This window comes from Treponema vincentii (assembly GCF_018336815.1).
Classification (GTDB): Bacteria; Spirochaetota; Spirochaetia; order Treponematales; family Treponemataceae; genus Treponema.
Map to the genome: position 1 here is coordinate 1233203 of NZ_CP050497.1, position 21898 is coordinate 1255100.

Annotated in this window: 15 protein-coding genes and 3 pseudogenes; 10 read left to right on the forward strand and 8 right to left on the reverse strand. The window is 46.2% G+C overall.

Annotation, left to right across the window (positions count from 1 at the left end):
* Positions 1-73 precede the first annotated feature (73 nt).
* The 3 genes and pseudogenes from GWP40_RS05650 to GWP40_RS13665 form a co-directional block, all read right to left on the reverse strand.
* Positions 74-1498 carry an AMP-binding protein gene (locus GWP40_RS05650; protein ID WP_212566408.1) on the reverse strand — a complete coding sequence of 475 codons (1425 nt, stop codon included), beginning with the start codon at positions 1496-1498 and terminating at the stop codon, positions 74-76.
* Between the two features lie 122 nt (positions 1499-1620).
* A pseudogene (locus GWP40_RS05655) lies at positions 1621-2442 on the reverse strand (diaminopropionate ammonia-lyase); the annotation flags it as partial.
* On the reverse strand, positions 2429-2833 hold the full coding sequence (locus tag GWP40_RS13665) for a PALP domain-containing protein (protein ID WP_230974632.1): 405 nt from the start codon (positions 2831-2833) through the stop codon (positions 2429-2431). The pseudogene GWP40_RS05655 and the gene GWP40_RS13665, both read right to left, overlap by 14 nt.
* Positions 2834-3352: 519 nt before the next feature.
* On the opposite strand from GWP40_RS13665, the gene GWP40_RS05660 reads away from it, so the two are divergent.
* From GWP40_RS05660 to GWP40_RS05670, 3 genes are all read left to right on the forward strand, one after another.
* On the forward strand, positions 3353-3565 hold the full coding sequence (locus GWP40_RS05660) for a hypothetical protein (protein WP_044015951.1): 213 nt from the start codon (positions 3353-3355) through the stop codon (positions 3563-3565).
* 636 nt (positions 3566-4201) lie between these two features.
* Entirely contained in the window at positions 4202-4486 is a 285-nt protein-coding gene (locus GWP40_RS05665; RefSeq protein ID WP_212566409.1) for a hypothetical protein, read from the forward strand.
* A complete protein-coding gene (locus GWP40_RS05670; RefSeq protein ID WP_212566410.1) occupies positions 4479-5045 on the forward strand; it encodes a hypothetical protein in 567 nt (188 codons plus the stop codon). The genes GWP40_RS05665 and GWP40_RS05670 overlap by 8 nt, the downstream gene beginning before the upstream one ends.
* Here the strand turns inward: GWP40_RS05670 and GWP40_RS05675 are convergent.
* Entirely contained in the window at positions 5026-5226 is a 201-nt protein-coding gene (locus tag GWP40_RS05675) for a hypothetical protein (RefSeq protein WP_212566411.1), read from the reverse strand. The genes GWP40_RS05670 and GWP40_RS05675 overlap by 20 nt on opposite strands.
* A 7-nt stretch (positions 5227-5233) precedes the next feature.
* Between GWP40_RS05675 and GWP40_RS05680 the strand changes: the two genes are divergently transcribed.
* The 7 genes and pseudogenes from GWP40_RS05680 (at position 5234) to rlmB (ending at position 14943) form a co-directional block, all read left to right on the forward strand.
* The gene (locus GWP40_RS05680) at positions 5234-8065 is read left to right on the forward strand and encodes an InlB B-repeat-containing protein (protein ID WP_212566412.1); all 2832 of its coding nucleotides are present in this window, start codon (positions 5234-5236) and stop codon (positions 8063-8065) included.
* A 155-nt stretch (positions 8066-8220) separates the two neighbouring features.
* Positions 8221-8355, forward strand: a complete 135-nt coding sequence (locus tag GWP40_RS13250; protein WP_269140257.1) for a hypothetical protein — start codon at positions 8221-8223, stop codon at positions 8353-8355.
* 237 nt (positions 8356-8592) lie between these two features.
* On the forward strand, positions 8593-9510 hold the full coding sequence (locus GWP40_RS05685) for an Rpn family recombination-promoting nuclease/putative transposase (RefSeq protein ID WP_162663815.1): 918 nt from the start codon (positions 8593-8595) through the stop codon (positions 9508-9510).
* A gap of 80 nt (positions 9511-9590) precedes the next feature.
* Positions 9591-10149 (forward strand): annotated as a pseudogene (locus tag GWP40_RS05690) (hypothetical protein).
* A gap of 8 nt (positions 10150-10157) precedes the next feature.
* The gene (locus GWP40_RS05695) at positions 10158-12413 is read left to right on the forward strand and encodes an InlB B-repeat-containing protein (RefSeq protein WP_230974633.1); all 2256 of its coding nucleotides are present in this window, start codon (positions 10158-10160) and stop codon (positions 12411-12413) included.
* A 218-nt stretch (positions 12414-12631) separates the two neighbouring features.
* Positions 12632-14038 (forward strand): MBL fold metallo-hydrolase RNA specificity domain-containing protein, encoded by a 1407-nt coding sequence (locus GWP40_RS05700; protein WP_212566413.1) that lies wholly within the window; start codon positions 12632-12634, stop codon positions 14036-14038.
* 2 nt (positions 14039-14040) lie between these two features.
* Positions 14041-14943: a 23S rRNA (guanosine(2251)-2'-O)-methyltransferase RlmB gene (gene rlmB / locus GWP40_RS05705; RefSeq protein ID WP_212566414.1), complete on the forward strand. Its 903-nt coding sequence runs from the start codon at positions 14041-14043 to the stop codon at positions 14941-14943.
* 87 nt (positions 14944-15030) lie between these two features.
* Here the strand turns inward: rlmB and GWP40_RS05710 are convergent, their stop codons facing one another.
* The 4 genes and pseudogenes from GWP40_RS05710 to cfpA form a co-directional block, all read right to left on the reverse strand.
* Entirely contained in the window at positions 15031-15795 is a 765-nt protein-coding gene (locus GWP40_RS05710; protein ID WP_212566415.1) for a TrmH family RNA methyltransferase, read from the reverse strand.
* Positions 15796-15855: 60 nt separating this feature from the next.
* Positions 15856-18536, reverse strand: a pseudogene (locus GWP40_RS05715) (putative PEP-binding protein).
* 9 nt (positions 18537-18545) lie between these two features.
* On the reverse strand, positions 18546-19568 hold the full coding sequence (locus GWP40_RS05720; protein ID WP_212566416.1) for a hypothetical protein: 1023 nt from the start codon (positions 19566-19568) through the stop codon (positions 18546-18548).
* A 227-nt stretch (positions 19569-19795) separates the two neighbouring features.
* A complete protein-coding gene (gene cfpA / locus GWP40_RS05725) occupies positions 19796-21838 on the reverse strand; it encodes a cytoplasmic filament protein CfpA (RefSeq protein ID WP_212566417.1) in 2043 nt (680 codons plus the stop codon).
* Between the last annotated feature and the right edge of the window lie 60 nt (positions 21839-21898).

Genomic DNA, 21898 nt, shown 5'->3' on the forward strand with positions numbered 1-21898 from the left:
TAGAAGCTATCCGAGTTTAAAAAATGCTCTAGCGGGCATCTTCTAAAAATCTAACCGAGTTTTTAGAGATGCTCTAACGTATCTCCAGCTGCGAATACAGCGTTTTCCCCGCGGAATTCTTAGGGATAGCTTCGATAAAAAAGACATGGAACACCTTTGCCGGAAGCCGTGTCGTTTGTGCGAGGTATTCCGATACTGCGCGATGCTGTTCTTCCGTTTTAAGCGTTGTATAAACGCAGAGAAGGTCGTCTTGCCCGATACAAGCGAATTCGGTATCGGAAAAGGCGGCAGACAGCAGCCGTTCGGTATCGTCTAAATTCACCCGATTGCCAAATACCTTGATAAACCGCTTTTTTCTCCCAACGATAAAAAAATACCCATCTGAATCCCGTTTTGCCATATCGCCGGTATGCAGCGTTCCCTGCCACTCGTCGCCTTTTGCTAAATCGGCAGCGCATTCCGCATATCCCATCGCGACATTCTGTCCGTGGTATACTAATTCGCCGACAGTATCGGGCGCGGTAATTTCCGCACCGGCTTCGTCAATCAGTTTTAATTCTCCGCCGGGGATTGCAATACCCATACTGCCGCATTTTTCCATTGTCTTATCCGGCGGCAGATATGCCATGCGCGGCGCGGCTTCGGTTTGCCCATACATCACAAAAAAGCGCCGTCCGGTGTTCAGGCTCCATTCGCCGAATTTTTGATGCAGCTCGTATGGCAGTTTGCCTCCCGCCTGCGTCAGTGTTTTGAGCGTCGGCAGCTCCATTTCGGTCAACCGTAGACGGGAGAACATTTGATAGGTATAGGGGATGCCCACAAGCGAGCTGACGTTTTCTTGTTTAATCCGTGCCCAAAACGGGGCGGTTAAGATATCGTGCCCGGTCAATATGACGGTTGCGCCCATAAGGACATGGCTATTGATAATGGACATTCCGTATGAATAGCTCATCGGCAGCATAGTTATCGGCCGCTCCTTGTCGGTAATGTGCAGGTATTCTGCGATTGACCGTGCGTTTTCGTAGATATTGCGGTACGTTAAGCGTACGAGTTTGGGGCTGCCGGTACTCCCCGATGTGGTGAGGAGCAGCGCCAAATCCTGAAAAAGCTCCGGCCCTTTTTCATCTGAACGGAGCAACACACTGTCCGCTATCGTGATAACGGGCTTATTCATCGGAAGGATGTTTTGCGTTTCTTCCGGCAAATCGTGCGGAACGTAATAAAAAGCAGGGTGATAGGTTTGAATTAAATGGTGTAAAAGTTCCGGGGCAATGTGTGCGTCCAACAGGAGCGGTACGGCCCCCGCCTGTAAACACCCGAGGTACCCGAGCAGTGTTCCGGGTGAATTGCTGCAAAGGAGAAACACGAGCCGATGCGCAGCCTCTTTCGGAAGCGCTGCCGCAGCTTTCTTGATTTCGCCGTAATGCAACAGTTCGCCGCTATCGGTTATCGCCAATACCCGCTGCGGATCTTTTTCGGCATATCTCAATAATTCCATATTGCACCTCATTACTCATCGCGAAAAAATCTAAGGGAAACCTCTAAAAACCTTGAGTTTTTAGAGGTTCCTCATCGAATAACTCTATTGGAGTACCTTACCGGTAATAAGTTTATAACAGCTTATATCGACGGGTAAGAACCTTCCCAGACGATTTTTTTGTACATATCGGGATCGGTATCTCCTTCCGTTGAAAAGCACAGTATCTTTGAGTTTTTATCGAGCTTTAATGCCGCGCGTAAATCCTTCATATCATCGTGCTGCATAATTGCTGATAAGAGTCCGAAGGGGACTGCGCCTGATTCTCCTGAGGTAACCGGCGTATCACCTTTGATGGGGGCCGCAAGCATACGCATACCGCGAGATGAAACCCAATCGGGCGCGGAAACAAAGCAGCTGCTATTATTTTTGAGGATATCCCAAGAAATGGTGTTCGGTTCGCCGCATGCAAGCCCTGCCATAATGGTTTGCAAGTCTCCCGTTACAAAATGCGGTTTGCCGTCAGCTGCCGTCGCTGACCGGTATAAACAGTCTGCAGCACGAGCTTCCACTACGACGGTAATGGGGCAATTGTCGGGGAATAGATTTTTAAAATATCCTTGTACGGCACCCGCGAGCGATCCGACTCCTGCCTGTACAAAGATATGGGTAGGCCGGTCTACTCCTGCCGCCTTGAGCTGTTCGGCAGCTTCAAGCGCCATCGTACCGTAGCCCTGCATAATCCACGCCGGGATTTCTTCGTATCCTTCCCACGCGGTGTCTTGCACCATAACGCCGTGTTCCGTTTTTGCGGCAAGTGCGGCAGCCATGCGGACGCATTCGTCGTAGTTGACGTTTTCGATGGTAACCTTTGCGCCTTCTTTTGCGATATTATCGAAGCGAGTTTTGGTAGAGCCTTTGGGCATCAGCACGACCGATTTTTGACCGAGTTTATTTGCAGCCCACGCAACGCCGCGTCCGTGGTTTCCATCGGTTGCGGTAAAAAAACGTAGCCTGTCCGAATTCTTTCCGCAGCTTTTCGCCGGTCAACACGTCGTAGGGGAGTTCCGAAACATCTTTTTTGAGCTGTTTTGCAATGTATTTTGCCATCGCAAAGGAACCGCCGAGCACTTTAAAAGCATTTAAGCCGAATCGCCATGATTCGTCTTTAATAAATACCGAGCCGACGCCGAGTAAATTCGCCATATTTTTTAACGGAACGAGCGGTGTCGGTGCATATTGTGGGAAACTTTTATGAAACGTATGTGCCTTATTGATTTCATCTAAAGCCATCACCGCAAGCTGTTTGTTGTCCGTTTTCGGAAGCTTATTTTCCGACCAAAGAATCTTTTCCATATATAACTCCTTTCAATCGAGCATGAGGGTGTTCCAAAAATGTTCAGTTTTGGACGGGTTTCTTAATGTTAAGAACAAGCCTTATGCAAAAAAAATTTGTTAGAATCAAAATATTTATGAGTTTATCATAGCACAGATACAAGATATGTCAAGTTCAAGAAGGGCGAGCGCATCAGAAGTATTTTAAGCGCTTGCCTTCCTTACTGTACGAAATTTTATCCAAAATTTCGTACAGCTTTTTTTGTAGACAGGCAAACGCATCAGGCAGAATAGATAAAAAACGCAGAAGATTGAGGCTGTGAGACCATTTGAACCGCGAAGAGGTTCAACTCTGGTTGAACGGCCTCAATCTTCTGCGGGGTTGTTAAAAAACGGCCTGATACGTTTGCCCTGAGAGCTGTGGTCTAAAGCTCCGCTGCTCGATGCCGAAACTATAAATAGTAGAAAGATGCCGTATGCATCAAGCAAATGATTATGTTTATCGGTGTATGGTATTTTTCATTATGTGGAGGGTAATGTATGAAATTGTATTCAATCAAGAGTAATCCGGGGGATGTATCCTATTTTTCAATCCTGAACGAAACGGATAAGGGATATTTTATCCGCATCTGCCATGATAAAGAAGGATACGAGAAAATCAGCGAGGAATTTCTTGACAACGATATGTTTGCGCTGTGCCTGCGTACCGGATATATCAGCGAAGTTCCTGCCGAAGCGCATGGAGTCGCCTAATCGTTTAAAAAACACTGCGCCTCTCTAAACATGAGGCTTTTAGAGAGGTGGCCTATACACGGCAGAAATGCACTATGGCATCTCTATTCCGAAGGATGCGAAGCAAATCTAACCGAGTTTTTAGAGGCGCCTAAACATTAGCCACAATTATTCTACGTCTTTGATTTACTTGCTTGATGCGTTTGTCCTAACGGTCTTTTTTTGGTAACCAAGGTTCTTTTTGATTAAAAATGCTGATTTTTATGATCTTTCCATTGCTATTTTCCTAATAAATAGGATATATTTGAAGCATGACAGAACTGTCTTCTCGGTATCATCACATTTCCGTCTCTATAAAAAAAGGCACAAAAATGTGCAAAGGACTTGACATGCCGAAATACACCCTGCATAATTCACAGCTTCACAGCTTCACAGCTTCACAGCTTCACAGCTTCACAGAGGCATAGTCTTTTTTTTACACATCTACATTATCATTTTTTCTCATCAGCGTATGCATAAAGAACAAAACGACTTCTCTATGCGGGCACCTCTAAAAACTTTAGTTTTTAGAGGTGCCCATGGATCTTTTTTATAACAGGCGTCGATAAAAAGCCGGTGAGCATTTTACCGATGCGGCTTATCGTAACGGAGGAACGTATGCGTAAAGCTTTTATTATTTTAACCGGAATGCTGTTTACTCTTTTGTTTGCATCCTGTAATCAGTTTACCGCAAATATAGACGACTATCTCAGCTATTGGGCATCGGAAGCCTATATTACCGATTCAAGCATAAAGGCGGTATTACAAAACGACCTCAACAGCATACCGAGTGTCCCCTCGGCTGAAGATGTTTCCGTCACGTTTAAGCTGAAAAATCCTAAATCTTTTTTCGCTCGATTTACCTCCGGCGGCAGACCCGGCAAAAAAGGTGATTGTGTTTGAGCATTTAACACAGGCTCCGGTAGTGGGTACGGATTATACGCTCACACAATCCGAAGACCGGCAAAGTCTGACCCTGACGTATAAGGCTTCTTTTTTACAAGCGTATGAATGGGGTGCGCAAGACCTTTCTTCCACCCTCTCCTTGTATGCTGTAGACGGCCGCCCCTTTAAACAAACCTACACTCTCAAGCTAAAAGCAAATACACCCCCTCAGAATCCGAGTTTCACCGTTGCAAAGACAACCGGTTCGCCTGCTTATTATGTACTGTGTATCACTATTCCTGATATGGATAAGAGGGTACCGGGCGGACTTTTGCATAAAGACCTTGCCCGTATTGAGGTCAACGGAACCCCCTATACGTTTTCGGTTAATGAAGCGCAAACCGCATTTACCAAACCGGAAGCTGATGTCTTTATTACACATTCCGCTGTAGAAAAGCTGAATGAGCCGGACGCCGATGATGTTCCCGCCGACAGCAGCTGGGTACTGTACTATAAAACCGATGTTGAAGTGAAAGACGGCGCTGCAAAAAAAAAGACTATACGATTAAACTTATAGACGAAAGAGGCTTAGCTTCCGACATACTGAACGCAAGTACAAAACCGAATAAGGCGGAAGCAGAGAATATTACCATCACGAAAGGAACGAAAATTTCCGGAAGCGGCAGCGAATCCGATCCGACTATCATCGGTACCGACAGCAGCGGAGCGACATTAAGCGTTTCTTCTGCAACCGGCAATACGACAGTGCACTGCACGCTGACTGAAATAGGCGGTTCAACTCCGGTAAAGTATGACGGCAATCCCGTTACCGTGCCGCTTCCCTTAAACGGCGCCGGTGAAAAAAAAAAATACAAGCTGGAGTATTACACGGACGGCGAAGGCCTTGCGGCAACGCCGGTACGGACGGTTTATTATAAGGTTGTGCAAGGACACACGGTAAGCTTTGATGCAAATACCGGCGCATATCCGGACGGCACTACCGCGGTTTCCAAGCACGTGCTGCACGGCGCTACAGTTTCAGCACCGGATCCGCTGCCGAAAAAACAAGGATTCGGAGTAACCGACTGGTATAAAGATAAAGACTGTTCTGCAGGAAAAAAATGGGAGTTTGCATCAGACACCGTAACCGGCAATATAACGCTCTATGCACAGTGGACGGCAGGAAACAGTACATATACGGTAAAACACTACAAGCAAAATATTAATGATGATAATTATACGCTTGCTGAGACGGAAACCAAACCCGGCACGACGGACGCATCTATCTCTGCTGACAGCATCAAGAAAAACTATGAAGGCTTTGAGTACGATCACATTGACTCTACAACCCCGACAATCGTGGCAGACGGTTCAACGGTGGTAAAAGTATACTACAAGCGCAAAACATACGCGGTAAACTTCAACGTAGACGGTCCAGGCGGTAGTATCGCTGTAACGGCTGTTACCGGCGGCTCTTTACTATCCGGAAACCCCGTTACGGTAAAACACGGCGGAAGCGTAACCTTTACCGCAGTGCCTGCTGACAACAGTTATGAAGTCGATAGGTGGAGCACCAATGTAGGAAACATTTCATCCGACAAAACACAAGCCACGCTTTCCAACGTAACCGGTAACGGTATAACCGTAACGGTCAAGTTTAAAAAGAAGATTTACACTGTAACCTACCTCGTAGAAATCGTAGACGGAGAAGCGGGAGGAAAGATTAAAGCCGATTCAGGTAACTTTGTAGAAAACGGCAGCACATCAGTTGAATACGGCGGAAGTGTAGGCTTTACCGCGGTTCCCACCAATACAGACTGGAAAGTTGCGGAATGGAAAAAGGACAATACCGTAGTAAACGGAACAAACTCAACCTATACACTTTCCAACATAACCGAAAATAAAGAAGTAACGGTGAAGTTTTACCAGTCGCACATAAGCAGTCCGGAAACGTGGAAAGACCTTTTGCGTGCGGTTAAAAGCGCACCCGATAACAGCACCATCACCATAAATGGCGAAATAAAGGCGACAAATGACGAGGGCAATAAGGGCATAATTAATATCAGAAAAAGACTTACCATAAAAGGTAACAACCCTTCCGCTGCTTTGAATGCAGACAGCAAGTCGGGTATTTTTGATGTGTTTAACACACTCACCCTTGAAAACATAACGCTTACAAAGGGTGCAGCGTTCTACTACCAGTCAGGCGGCGCCGGCGTATACGTAAATCCGTCCGGTACACTCATTATGGAAGGCTCAAGCGTTATTACCGACTGCTCGGCGGCGAATTCCGGCGGCGGCGTGTATGTAGGCGGCGGAACCTTTGAAATGCACGGCACAAGTGCTATCACCGGCTGCACGGCAAGTAAAGGCGGCGGCGTTTATGTAAGTGGCGGAACCTTTAAAATGCAAGATTCCGCAATCGTTACCCCCTCTACCGGACCCGATCAATATACGGCGGGCAAAAACGATGTGTATTTGGAGAGCGGAAAGATGATAACCATTAACGGAACGCTTACCGGTACGGCTCCCGTTGCGCGCATTACAGTACCGAATACGGCCTACAACACGTCCACGCAAGTGCTTACCGACGCTATAACAACAGGCTCACCACAAAACTACACCAAGTTTACGGTAACGCCGCAGGATGTGGTGGACGGGAAGATGTTTTGGTATATTACTGATGCCGGTACGTTGAAAGCGGAAGTTGAGGATCTTCAAACGTTGAAAGAAACAGTTCAGGCTGCACCTGCCGATAATACGCCCTTTATTATAAAGCTGGCAGGTACTATCAGCATCCGTGAAATGGTTCAAATACCGAACGGGAAAAAGATTACGTTAAAGGCAGATAACGCAACTAAACCTGCAATCTTAAAATGTTCTCACAATTGGCAGATATATACATACTTTGATGTACAAAGCGGTGCGGCGTTAACATTAGAAGGACTGATAACATTGCAAGGATTTGCCTCCAGCTATGCGAAGCAACACTACGCGCTCTCTGTAAACCATAATGGCAACGCAGAAATCAAAGACGGCGTAACAATTACCGGGTTTAAAAATTCCGATGTTACTACAACTGGCGGGGTTAAGTATAGCGGAAAAGGACCTGTGTTTGTAGACGGAACGCTTACCATGTCAGGCGGAACGATTAAGGAAAACACAGTCGGGAATGGTGCCACTATGTGGCTTGGCGGCGGCGGCGGCGTATATGTAGGTGCAACCGGAAAATTTATAATGAAAGGCGGGACAATTACCCAAAACAAAGCCAGCGGTTATAACACCTCCAACGGCGGCAGCGGCGTATATGTTAAAGGACAGTTTACGATGGAAGGCGGAACAATTGAGGAGAACAAAGAAGCATATGCGGGCGGAGGCGTACTCGTAGGAGGAGGAGGAGTATTCAATATGAAAGGCGGCAAAATTACCAAAAATAAATCCAATAGAGGTAAGGGTGTGATGGTTCGTGGTGATAGTGATGGTCGTGCTACCTTTGACTGGCAGGACGGCGAAATAATTGACAACGAGGGCACTGGTAATGCAGTAGTTACTGAGGGTGATGTTAATTTTGATAACCATGGTCACACGGCAAGCTAAGGGGGGTAATGGGTAATGGGTAATGGATAATTGGTAATGGGTAATGGATAATGGGTAATTGGTAATTATGAATTACAAATTACACATTACCAATTACACATTAAAAATTGATTACAAATTACACATTACCAATTAGTTATCGGGAGCATTGAAGTATGAAGAAAAATTGTGTAAAGGCAGCGCTCTGTGCGCTGGTATTTTTGGGCGCTTCCCTTCTTTTTGCTCAAGAGGTAAAAGCGGTTAAATTAAAAAAATCGCCAAGGCCGCAAAGTTCGCAAAGAGGAAAGTAAAGAATACTTCAAACAAAGCTCCCCTTAAATTCCTTTGCGCTCTTAGTGTCCTTTGCGGTTAAATTAAAAAAAACCGCAAAGGCCGCAAGGAACGCCAAGGGAAAATTAAAGAATGTGTTATCAAATCGCCATCAAAATTCTTTGCGCTCTTAGTGTCCTTTGCGGTTAAATTAAAAAAAATGTTCCTTTAAAACTACTGAAGATATGGTATAATTAAGGCAAGAGAGGGCATAAGTTATGAGTACTTCAAACAGAAAATATAAAGACTCGGTGTTCGTCGACCTTTTCAGTGAAGACGAAAAAGCAAAAGAGAATTTTTTATCGCTATATAATGCTCTGCATGGAACGGACTTGAAAGATACAGAGCAGCTAAAAACGGTCAGGCTCGATCAGATCCTCTATATGGCATTCTATAATGATGTGTCTTATCTTGTCGATAACAAAATAATAGTCCTTGCAGAACACCAATCGACGATAAATCCCAATATGCCTCTCCGCTGTCTTGAGTATGTAAGCCGCTTGTATGAAACCCTCTTTGAATCAAAAGAAAAATACAGCCGTAAGCTTTTAAAAATTCCGGTTCCTGAGTTTTATGTTTTTTATAACGGTGAGGAACCATATCCTTCCGATAAAACTCTGAAACTATCGGAGGCCTTTATAGAAAGAGGAACGGAAACTAATCTTGAGTTGACCGTTAAAGTAATAAACATAAACCGGCAAAACCGTCATCCCGTATTGGAAAATTGCCGGACAATGCAGGAATACAGTATATTTGTGGAAACGGTGCGCAAGTGGAAAGAGATAGATAGTCAAAACGGTTTTGAAAAAGCCGTTGAAGAATGTATAGAAAATAATATTTTGCGTGAATATCTAAAACGCAAGACGAAGGAGGTATTGAATATGTTACTGGCAGAATATGATTATGAAACAGATATTGCAGTACAGCGAGCCGAAGAACATGAAATCGCCTTTGCCGAAGGAATTGAACAGGGGATTGAGCAAGGAATTGAGCAAGGAATACAACAGGGCTTTTCCGACGGTTCATACAAAAAAGCTCTTGAAACGGCAAAATTGATGAAACATGCGAATTGTGAACTTGATTTTATTATGCAGATGACCGGCCTCAGTAAAGAAGAAGTGGAAGCGATTAATTAATTGGTAATGGATAATTGGTAATTTAAGAAAATTACACATTACAAATTACCAATTAAAAATTACTTATCGGGAGAATTGATGTGAAGAAAAATTGTGTAAAGGCAGCGCTCTGTGCGCTGGTATTTTTGGGAGCTTCCGTTCTTTTTGCTCAAGAGGTTGAGGATGAACCTAAAAGAGAAAAAGACGGCCTTCATTGGTCTTTGGGTATTTCGGCGGAAGGGAATATGAATGTACCGAAAGGCTCTGCCTTGGGTGCAGGGCTGTACGGGATGTTTGTATTGCCTAATTGGGTTAAAACGGGCAGGTTTTCAGCCGGTGTAAAGCTCTTGTATTCGACGGAATTTAAAAGATACGGTCTTCTTGATACGGCTGTTTTGTTCCGCTGGAATTTTTATGATTTTGCAAAGTTTAAAACCTGCGATTCAGGATTTTTTTGTTCAGGCGGAAGGAGGTGTTTCCTTAGGCTGGAACGGAAAGACCGCAAAACCCTTTGTATTCGGTTTGGGAGAAGGAACATTCGGTTACCGCTTTGCAGTAAAAAACTTTTTTATCGAACCGTATATAAGAGGCGGCTATCCGGTAATCTGGGCAGCCGGAATGAGCGGAGGATTTAGAAAAAACAGAAAAGTCGGATTTTAGTTTTAGTTTTGGCGGTACTTTTGGTATCGGTTTCCGCTTGTAAAAACCCGTTTTTAAAGAAGATGCTGGTTGAGGAGGGGAAGGGTGAAAGTTCTGCGGTTCCCAAACACACGGTAATTTTCAGCGTGGAAGGAGGAAACGGCACGCTTAAAGTAAAGGCGGACGGTGTAGAGGAAACGGCGAAGAGCCCCATAAGCATTGAACAGGGTAAAAAGGTAACTTTTACGGCCGAACCTGCCGCAGGCTACATGATAAAAGAGTGGAAAGTAGACGGCGCCGTCATTACAGGCAATACGGAAAATTCATATATCCATACCGTTACAAAAGCGGTTGACGTTAAAGTGAGCTTTGAAGCGCTCCCGTCCGGCAAAGCCTCGTATACGGTAAAACACTATCGGGAAAAACCGGAAGGCGGTTATCCTGCAGAGCCTGCGGAAAGGGAAATCTTAAACGGTACCGTGGGAGCAGATGCCGCATACACGGCGAAAATCTACGAAGGCTTTACCTACAATTCAAGCCTTACCAAAATAAACGGAACCGTACAAACGAGCGGCACGATAAGCGCCGGCAGCGCTACCGCCGTAGAACTCTATTATGAGCGAAAGACGGTAAACGTAACCTTTAAACTTGCAGGCGGCGCCGTAGACGGCAATACGGATGATGTTGTAAAACCGGGCAAATACGGAACAGCCTTGACTGCTCCCGCTCCCGTAAAAACGGGCGCCGTTTTTAAAGGATGGGAACCTGCCCTGCCTTCATCTCCTCTTTTCCCCGCAGTCGATGCGGAATACACTGCGAAATGGGCGGCGCTTTATACCATCACCTTCGGCGTAGAAGGCGGTACAGGCGGCGCACTGAAAGCCAAAGTTGACGGCAATGAAATCACTACGGGCGATTCAGTCGAACAGGGTAAGTCTGTTGTCTTTACGGCGGAACCTTCAGAGGGCTATGTGCTGGAACAGTGGACAAACGCCGGTCTGGCAATAACCGAAGCAGGCACGGACAAAACCTACACCCACACCGTAACGGCAGCAGTCGACATAAAGGTGAGCTTTGCTGCCCCCTTTGTCGAAGGCGGCGCCTCGCTCATCTTAAGCCCCGACAAGCTCGACATCCAAGTTAAGGCGGTAACCTCGGACGGTTCCGCCATAGCTGTAGAAGGCTGCACCGAAACGGAACTTACAAGCGGTACCGCAACCGTGCTGCATGCAAAAGGCACTGTTGTTATCCTCAAAGGCAAAATCATCGAGCTGTACTGCGGTGATCAGGGTATCCAAAATAAACTTACCGCCCTTAACATACAAGGCTTAACGGCTTTGCAAGTGCTGGCCTGCAACTACAATCAGCTCACCGCGCTTAACGTACAGGGCTTAACCGCTTTGCAAGAGCTGTCCTGCAACTACAATCAGCTTACCGCCCTTAATGTGCAGGGCTGCACCGCTTTGCAATGGCTGTGGTGCGAACGCAATCAGCTTACCGAGCTTAATGTGCAGGGCTTAACCGCTTTGGAAAGGCTGTACTGCTGGGAGAATCAGCTTACCGAACTTAATGTGCAGGGCTTAACTGCTTTGCAAAGGCTGGACTGCGGCGGCAATCAACTTACCGAACTTAATGTGCAGGGCTTAACCGCTTTGAAAGAGCTGTTCTGCGGCTCCAATCAGCTTACCGCCCTTAATGTGCAGGGCTTAACCGCTTTGAAAGAGCTGTTCTGCGGCGAAAATCAACTTACCGCCCTCAATGTACAGGGCTGTACCGCTTTGAAAGAGCTGTCCTGCGGCGGCAATCAGCTGACCGCCCTTAATGCACAAGGCTGCACCGCTTTGCAAGACCTGTTCTACAGCGGTGAGCAACTTACCGCCCTCAATGTACAGGGCTGTACCGCTTTGGAAAGGCTGTACTGCTACGGACATCAGCTTACCGCCCTTAACGCACAAGGCTGCACCGCTTTGGAAAGGCTGTACTGCTACGGACATCAGCTTACCGCTCTTAATGTGCAGGGCTGCACCGCTTTGCAAACGCTGTGGTGCTACAACAATCAGCTCACCGCAGACGCATTTAAAAAGCTCTTTGACGATTTACCGGTTCGAGCGGATAGCGATGATGCGAAGTGTTATCTTTACACCGAAGAAACCGGCGTTAGCGAAGGCAATCACACGGACTTTACCGCTCCGCAAGACTTAAAGGATGCCTTTGATAATGCTAAAAATAACAAGAAGTGGAAGATGTATAAGTGGAATGGAAACTGGCCGGGGGTTGAGATTTAATGGAAATAACGGGGAATGAGCAAGGGAGGGAAAGACACTTATCCGGAAAAAAGTGTCTTTCCTTCCCTCTTCTTTTTCGGGAGCCTTCCTATCCTCAAATGCTGTGCGGAATTTCGGAGGTATGGGGGGGGGATGGGTAATTACCCATTACAAATTGATTCGACCTCTGATATATTTTAAAAATTGACATTTTCAAAAAATCCCTGTATCATTTTTTTATGAGCATCAACGTGTATTCTCTGGGAGCCGCAGAGGAAGTAACCGGTTCAAAGCATATTCTCGATGTCGATGGGTATTTGTATCTTTTTGACTGCGGAGCTTTTCAAGGGAAACGGGCGGAAGCCGATAAAAAAAACCGCGATTTTAATGTTCCCGCCGATAAATTAACCGCCGTTGTTCTTACCCACGGGCACTATGATCACTGCGGGCTGTTGCCGCTGTTGGGTATACACGGGTTTACCGGCAATATCTATGCGACGCCCGCGTCACGGGATATCGCCAATCTCGTGCTGATGGATTCCGCCCGTATACAGGCGCGGGATGCCGAATATTTACAAAAACAAGCAATCAAAAAACACGAAAAATTCGACTGGAAGCCGCTTTTTACCGAAGAAGATGCCGTGCAAACCATCAATCAATTTGTAACGGTTTCGTATCATCGTCCCGTGTGGATCGGCCCGAATGTGCAGCTTGAATTTTATGATGCGGGGCATATTCTCGGTTCCGCAATCGCGTTTATTACGGCAAAAGATTCCGCCGGTAAGACTGTAAAAATTGCCTTTACCGGAGACCTCGGCAGAAAGAATAAATCGATTATCCGCGACCCCGATATTATCCCTGCTGCCGATTATATTATGATAGAAAGTACGTATGGAAACCGTCGGCATGAGGATATTCACAATGCGATGGAGATGCTGGAACGTGCGGTTAACGATGCGGTAAAGATGCGCGGTAAGATTATCATCCCCGCCTTTGCCGTTGAGCGGACGCAGGAACTCATCTATTATTTCCATCTGTTGACGGATCAAAAACGGATTCCGCACATTTCCATCTATGTCGATTCGCCGATGGCGGTGAACGCAACGACCATCTTTCAGGTGCATCCCGAATGCTTCGATCACGAAACGCAGGAAGCTTTTGTTAAACATCACAAAAACCCATTCGGCTTTAATGCGCTCAAGTTTATTACGAGTGTCGATGAATCGAAGGCGCTGAACGCGATGGAAGAGCCGATGGTTATTATCAGTGCGGACGGTATGTGTGAATTCGGCCGCATTACGCATCATCTTGCAAATAATATTTCAAAGCCTTCGACAAAAATTATGCTGGTCGGCTATATGGCGGAAAATACACTCGGTAGGCGTTTGATGAACCGTGAGCCGGAGGTAAAGATATTCGGAGAATGGCATCCGGTTCGCGCCGAAATTCTTCAGATTAATGCGTTTAGCGCCCATGCCGACTATGTCGAAATTCTTGAGTGGCTTGACAGTCTCGACACCGGAAGCTTGAAAAAGCTGTTGATGGTGCACGGCGAACCGGATGCACAGAGCTTTTTGCAGGCGTATTTACAGGAACACCACTATGAATCGCATATTATGCGATACGGCGATGTGATAGAGTTATAGCAATGCAGATTATTACCGGTTTTCATGCGATAGAAGAATTACTGCGTTCGGTTGAAGCTCAGTTGGAGAAAAAAAATTCGGAAACAAAAAGCTCCGCAACTGCAACAAAGAATTCCGATGTGGGGAAAAAAATTGGCGGCGACCGAAAGGCTGTTGTTAACGGAAAAGCTGCTGTCAGTGGTAAGGCTGTTGGCGGCGGAAAGGCATCCGGATTGCGGCTCAAGATTCTTTACGCCAAGCAGGGGCCGCGCGTAAAAAAGATACTCGCGCAGGCGGAAAAACTTTCAATTACGATAGAGCAGCGAACTGATGCCGAACTTGATAAGTTGACGGCACCCCTGCCGGAATATCTGCAAAATCATCGAGGGATTATCTTGATCGATGATCGTCCGCAGGAACAGGCGCCGAAGCTTTCCGCCGATGCGCTGCTCGCCGCGCTTGCTTCCTGCGAAAAAGCCTTTGTCGTTGTTCTTGATTCAATTACCGACCCTCACAATACCGGCGCCATTATCCGCAGCGCCGATCAATTCGCCGTTGACGCCGTTGTGCTGCCCGAACGGAGATCCGCCGGAGACTTTCAGACGGTTAGTAAAATCAGCGCGGGGGCGGCGGCGTGGGTGCCGCTTTTATACACGGCGAATTTGGTGCGGACGGTGGAAGAGCTCAAACGCAACGGCTTTTGGGTATTCGGCGCTGACGCCCAAGGAGAGCCGCTCCCGCACACCAAGTTCCCCGACAAAACGATACTGATTATGGGCAGCGAAGGGTCGGGCATCAGCCGCTTGTTAAAAGCCTCCTGCGATTCCTTTACGGCAATCCCCACCTCCGGCAAGCTCGACAGTTTAAATGTTTCGGTCGCCGCCGGTATTCTGATGTATGAGGTACGCCGACAGCAAAACGGGTAGGGGAGGCAGGGTGAACGCATCAGGTCGTTTTTTACCACCCCCGCGGGAAAATTGATACTATTCGACCAGAGTTGAACCTCTTCGCGGTTATTCCCGCCGGAGTTCGGCAAGTGCGGAGCAGAAGAGAGTGCCGGCTTGCGCTACGTTCAGGCTTTCGATTGCTCCGCTGCCGTTGATTTTAACCAGCACATCACAGAGTTTTTTCGCTTCGGCAGAAATGCCGTGTTCTTCATTTCCTAAGACTATAACGACCGCGTCGTCCGGCTGTACCACTGACGGAATGTCTTTTAGGCTGCGGTATGCCCGATGATCCGCCCCTATCCGCACCAAATATCCGCTGCACATCTTTAAAAAATGCTCGGCGGAAGGAGTGGTATACAAGGTGATAAACTCCATACCCCCTTGCGCAATCCGGTAGGCGCTCGGTGTCAGCTGTGCCTGTGCGTCTTCTCCACTTATCACGATGTGTTCTATGCCGAAAAAGGCGGCGCTGCGGATAACTGCTCCAAGATTATTTGCATTACCGATACGGTCGCATAGTAACACCGCAGCTTTTTCGGTTTCCCACCGTTTAATCTGTTCCGGTGTTACGGCAGCAATGCGGGGGTCTTCAATCATAGCGACAACGCCCTGATGGTGAACAGATCCGCACAGCTTTTCCAATTCCGCATCCGATTGCACGAGCCGATAGAGCCGTTTTCGCTGTGCAAGGTATTTACAAAGGGCGCCGAATGTCTTTGCCCTGCTTCCGGCAAAAAAAAATCGTGAAATTTTTTCGGGATGTTCGGCGGCGAGCGCTTTTACCGCTTCAAAACCGCACGCCGCCAATTCTTTTTGATGTAATTCACTCATAGTGCAAGTTACGGCAAGGCAACCGCGGAAATAGGTGCGGTTGCCTTGTTAGACCTTTTTTTACTTTGAGGCCTTCTTACGTGCGAGCTTGTGCCCTTCGCTTTCCGCCTTTTCCAATTCCGCCTGCGCAATCGAAAGGAGCGCGATAGGCACCGAATAAGATGAACAGGAGACATAATTCAAACCGGCCTTCATACAGAAGGGAATGTTTTCGGGGCGTGCACCTTGCTCTCCGCAAAGACCGAGTTTAATATCGGGACGGGTAAGCTTGCCTCGTTCAATCGCAATGCTGATAAGTTCCCGCACACCCGGATCCAGAATCGCAAAAGGATTGCCGTCGATTAAGTCATACAACGTGTAATCCGGCATAAAGCTGTTAAAGTCGTCGCGGGAGAGTCCGAGCGTCGTTTGGGTAAGGTCATTGGTACCGAATGAGAAGAATTCCGCATAACGGGCAATTTCTCCCGCCGATAATGCTGCAACCGGCAATTCAATCATCGTACCGATTTTGAAGTCTATCGCTTGCGCCTTAAACTGCGCCCGTATTTCCTGTTCAATCGAACGGATACCGAGATAAGCATGACCTTCGATCTTCTTTCCATACGCAATTTGTTTGAGTTCACGGAAATTCATTACAATCGGAACCATAATTTCGACATGCGTTTCAACGCCTTCTTTTTGCAGTTTATAAGCCGCTTCAAAGATAGCGCGGACTTGCATTGCATAAATTTCAGGATACGAGATTGCAATACGGCAGCCTCGGTGTCCCAGCATGGGGTTTACTTCCGCACGGAGCGCTATTGCTTCGGATAAAGCTTTTTTACTGACGGTTTTCTTCTTCTCTGTTTTAAGATACTCGATAAATTCATCCAGTTCTGCATCATTATGCGGTAAAAATTCGTGTAATGGAGCATCTAAAAGGCGGATAGTAACTTCGCGTCCTGCCATAGTCTTAAAGATACCGTAAAAATCTTCCATCTGAACTTTTTGGAGCTTGTTCAACACTTTGATGCGCTCTTCGGTCGTTTCGGCAAGAATCATCTCTCTAAAGGTGTTGATACGTTTTGTTTCAAAGAACATGTGTTCGGTGCGGCACAGTCCGATACCTTCGGCGCCGAAGCTGACCGCTAATGCAGCATCGCGGGGGCTGTCGGCATTGGCACGTACATGGAAGTCTTGGATAAACGAACGGGTAAGATCGATAAAATCGAGCAAACCGGAGGTCTTGGGGTCGGGTTCAATCAGCTCCGCTGCTCCGAAGTATACCGTCGATTCGCCGTAATAGGGTACTTGAAGCGTAATATAGTCCCCTTCTTTAATGGTAACGCCGTTGATGATAGCTTTATTCGCCATAATTTTCATGTCGGGACGTACCAACGAGATTTTTCCATATTGACGTGAAACAACGGAGGCATGCGCCGAATAACCGCCCTCATTCGATAAAACACCGGTGGAAACTTCAATAGCCTTTACGTCGCCTGCATAACTCGCCGGTACGCAGAGAATACAGCGGGTATCGGCGCTTTGTAAACGCGCAATATGCTGCGCTTCAATCAGTGTATCAGCGCTGAAGTATACGCGGCCGACTGCTGCCCCCGGAGCGCCTGCAATACCGCCCTTTGATGATTGGAGATTTTTAACGCTTGCCATGTTGATAACCGGATGAAGTATTTCGTTTAATTGACCGGGCTTAACATTCTTTACAACATATTCCGCATCGACAATTCCGCGGTTGTGCAAATCAAGCAAGAAGTGTACCAATGCAATCGTGCTTTTTGCTTCAACGGATTTTTGTTCGATGAGCCACAGTTTTCCCGCTTCAATCGTAAAACGGATTTCGCGAACATCTTTACTATGATCTTCCAACCGCCATGCAATGGCTTCCAATTGCTCAAGGTATATCGGCTTTATATCGTTAATATCTTTTCCGACGGCATCGACTTCATCGAATTTTTCTTGGAAGAACATCCCCTGTAATTTTTTTTTTCGCCGGTAACGATATTACGGCTAAAGAATCTGCCGGAAAAGGATTCCTTGTCATAGTTACCGTACACCAACGGCTGAATCAATAAGGCTACATCGTTTTCATTGTCGGGTTCAAGGCTGAGCAGCGTACTGATGAGTTGAATGGTTTTGTTCAGCTGTACTTCTGCAGTACTGAAAAATTCCTGCGGCAGATACGGCTGGTACATATCCATAACGGTAGCGCCCGATTCAGTGCGCTTTTCTTTCTTTAGGTCATTCCCGATTTTTTCCAACTGTTCTTTATAGAGCTGTTGTTTTGCGCCGTCTTCTTGCAATTCGGCAATCTTATATAAAATTGAAAAGATACCGCGTAATAGAAACAAAACTTCGTGGCTTGCGAAATCTTTTCCCACTTTTTTTTCAAAACCGCCGATTGTGGTTTTTGCTAATCCGAAGTTATGAAGCGTCGGATAATTGGCAATCACAAGGTTGGGTGAAATAACCAGCTTTAATAAAAGAGGATTTTCAGCATCGCCGAATTCCTTTTTAACCGCTTCACCCATCTTTTTTAAGAACGGTCGTAGCAACGGCAACGCATTTGCCTGCTGTAGATCCTGCGTAATAGTTGCATCCATCACAAGCCCCGGTACAATCGGCAGTCCGAGTTCAGAAAATTCATTCAGCTGACGGCCGCGGATACCGAGGAGCGTTTTATCGATATTACTTTTAAGCGATTCTTTATTGCTGAAAAAATGGATTGATTTGGACATATTCATAATAAACTCCTAGAAAAGGTTAAGAACGGTGCTGGGAGAACCGCGTAAAAAGGCTTCAAAACGCGGGCTTGCGCCTTCGGCAAAGTATTTGGATAGTTTCGACAAGTCTTTAATTTCCTCGCCTGCAACGGCAAATTGGATACTGCTGCCGTGCTTTACCTTTCCCCATTTAAACAACGTATTGATATCGACAATTTGTTCACCGTCATAAAATACGATAACCTTATTATGTGGATAGCGTGCATTGTAGCTTCGGATAATGCGCTTCCATGCTTCAACGTTTCCGTTATGGAACAGTTCGTTGGTCACAATAACCGAAATTTGTTGCGAGATACGGTTTTTCCCTGTCGGCACCTGCATTTGAGCGGGAGCCGCTGCTTGTTTTGCCTGTACAGCGCTTGCTGAAGTCTTGGCTTTTGCGGTTGCAGGCGCTTTTGCTGCTTTTCGTTTCCGTCCTTCTGTAGATGGTTTTTTCGCCTTAGGAGCGGTAAATACAAACGGGCCGTTCAAGAGTTTTGCAGGAATTGACGGTCTTGTTCCTTCTAAAAGGTTAAAAAATGCTTTAAATACCGCCTCTGCAATCGGAGCTTCTATCGCACCTTTATCTTGTTTTCCGACATAAATATTTAAAAGTTCATTTTTTTTCAATGTTCCCAAAAGAGAAGCATTTGCAGGGTTTTTAGGGTTTATCGCCAAGAACCCCAAATCAGGGTGATGATAACCGACTACGATATCAACCCCCTTCCATTTTGTCGCTTCTGCGATGATGTCCGTAGACAGTCCATTTATTTCACGGAGGTTCTTAGACGCTACTTTGTATCCCCACATATCGAGCAGTATGACTGATAGAAATGCCGGAATTTCCTCATTTGTCAATTCTTTATTTTCAAGTAATATACCGATTTCATCGGCAATATTTTTTTTAACATTGCAAACATCCAAAAGCGATAGAGCATTCTGAATGTGTGTTACAGAGGCATTAAACCCCTGCTTTGTAGCAAGCGGTACATAAAATCCTAATGAATCGAGCATTCGCTTCTCCTTTACATAGCAAGGATGGTTTTAGAAGTGTTGTTAAAAACTCCTTGCATTTACTTTCAAACTTATGGGGAAACCGTTCGTTGTGGAATTCTTCATAATATTCATAAAATAATATCACCGAAGAGAAGAACAGATGTTCCCAATAGATAAAAGCCCTCCGAAACGAATGTTTCAGGGGGCCTTTATACATAACTTTAACTTATCGCATACGGTAAACTTTACAGAGTTCTCATACCGGATTTGCGTCCGCGGCGACCTCTGCTTGCCGTATTATCAACAGCGCCCGCTTTCGTCGTTTTACGTCCACGAGTGGTACTGGGTTTTGCGTTGACAGTCTCTGCGGCAGGCGCCTCCAAACTCGGAGTATCGTTTAGCGCATCTATAAACTGGGCGCGCCCATTCGGTGTTATCGCAGCAGGTTCGTCTTCCTCGCCCGAACCGAAGGTCTGTGCAATATCTGCACGAACCGTTGAGCGGCGGCGGCTGAAGGAAGCAAATGCCTGATCCATAAAGCCTTTGGAAACTCCATGGAGGAATTCGTTTAAGACGTTTGCCATACCGTCAAGAGTTGCCTTCTTGCGTTTGATAGAGGTAATATCCACATCGAGCAAGAGACCGGGCTGCATATGGAAGGGGTTGATGAGGTAGTCGAACTTGTTGAATTCAGCCTCGAGGAAAGCGAGACGTTCTTCCATAACACGCCGTTCGACAGGATACTGATAGTCGTACATTTTCTTGAGCCGTTCACGCATGATTACAAGCTTCTTGCGCATCTTGTCTTTTTCGTAGACAAACGTACGGTTCATTTTTTCAACTTCGGTTTCAGCTGCATTGACAAACGAAATTTCGTCCCAGACTTTTGCGATATCCTTGTAGGCGGGTTCGCCCTTCGGCATCTTGTATTTCTTCTGGATGTGCTTTTCGTAGAGCTTTGCCAAATCTCCGAAATCGGTGATGCGTACCATGAACTTCGATTTGTCATACTGGGTTTGCAATACGTCCCAGAGATGTTCAACTTCTGTTTCAAACGAGCGGATCATCACTTCATACGCTTTGCGCTCTTCAAGGAGCTGAGCATTATCGTAGTAGCGTAGACGAATCTGGTAGCGTTCGTCAGGAAGGTTTGCGACGTTCGTATCATCATATTCGCGCAGCAGCAGCTCACGGGCATTTTTCAAGTTTTCAATGTACTGGTACCCCATCTTAGAGGTGTCAAGAATTGATGTTAACGAGTTAATTGCCGTGTTGAAACCGCGGTTACGGATGTTTTCGATGTCGATGATGTGTTTGATATTCTCGCGGACATTGAGCTGATCAAAGGTTTCCGGATCGATTTCCGCTCTTAAGTTTGCGATGCGTTCCATCAACTCCTTTGAAACTACCGAATAGCGCTTGCTTTCAGGATTTTCAACATCATCGTCGGTAACATCGAGAACCTTTCCCATCTTCTTGAAGATGATTTCGCTGTCGGTCATCTCTTCTTTGCCTTCATCGATAAGTTCATCTTTTAAGACTTCGATTTCTTTATCAATAAGGTTCATCAAGTGTCCGGCAAGCAAATCTTTGATTAAGTATTCAACCGTTGCCTGATACTGGAAAATCGGGCTGATAAGTTCAGTGTCGAGAATATTAACCGAAAGTTTTACATCCGTTACGGTTTTGGGCTTGGTGATGTTGTCTTTAAACGCACATTTTACAATTGAGTAAGCGTTTTCACCGCGGACAAAAGCGCCGACGTCGGTTTTTTGACGCAGAAGCGAATTGGTTAGGGTTTCTAAATCGTTGATTCCGCGCTGTACGTGTCCCTGCAGGTGTCCGTACATATTAACGATCGATTTTTCGATTTCACCGGTATTGAATTTATCGGCGCCGCCGACTTCATCCAACAAAGTTGCGATCTCTTTCGGCGTGTAACGGTTCAGAACCTTCATTTCTTCCCTATCGATAAATCCGCGAACTTTTTTGAGCATTTCGTCTTCTGCGGTTACCATATAGCGGTTGAACATGTTCTGATAGTTCTGGTTAAAGTAATTGTATAACTTTTCCTTTAAACCACCCATTACATCCAATCTTTCCAGAACGTCTTTGGGTAATTTTGTTGACAAGTGATGCAATACTTTATTGGTCTCTTCTTCAATCAGCTGATTCACTTCTTTTTGCTGATCGCGGTAATCTTGCGCCAACGAATTCCTTGATCCGACAGCACTAGGCTTTTCGGGATGAAATACATTTGGACTTTGAGGTAAATCTAAACTTCCCATCTTACTGTCTCCTTATTGCAGCAGATTTATATCCGCAACGGATATACTAATACAGCCCTT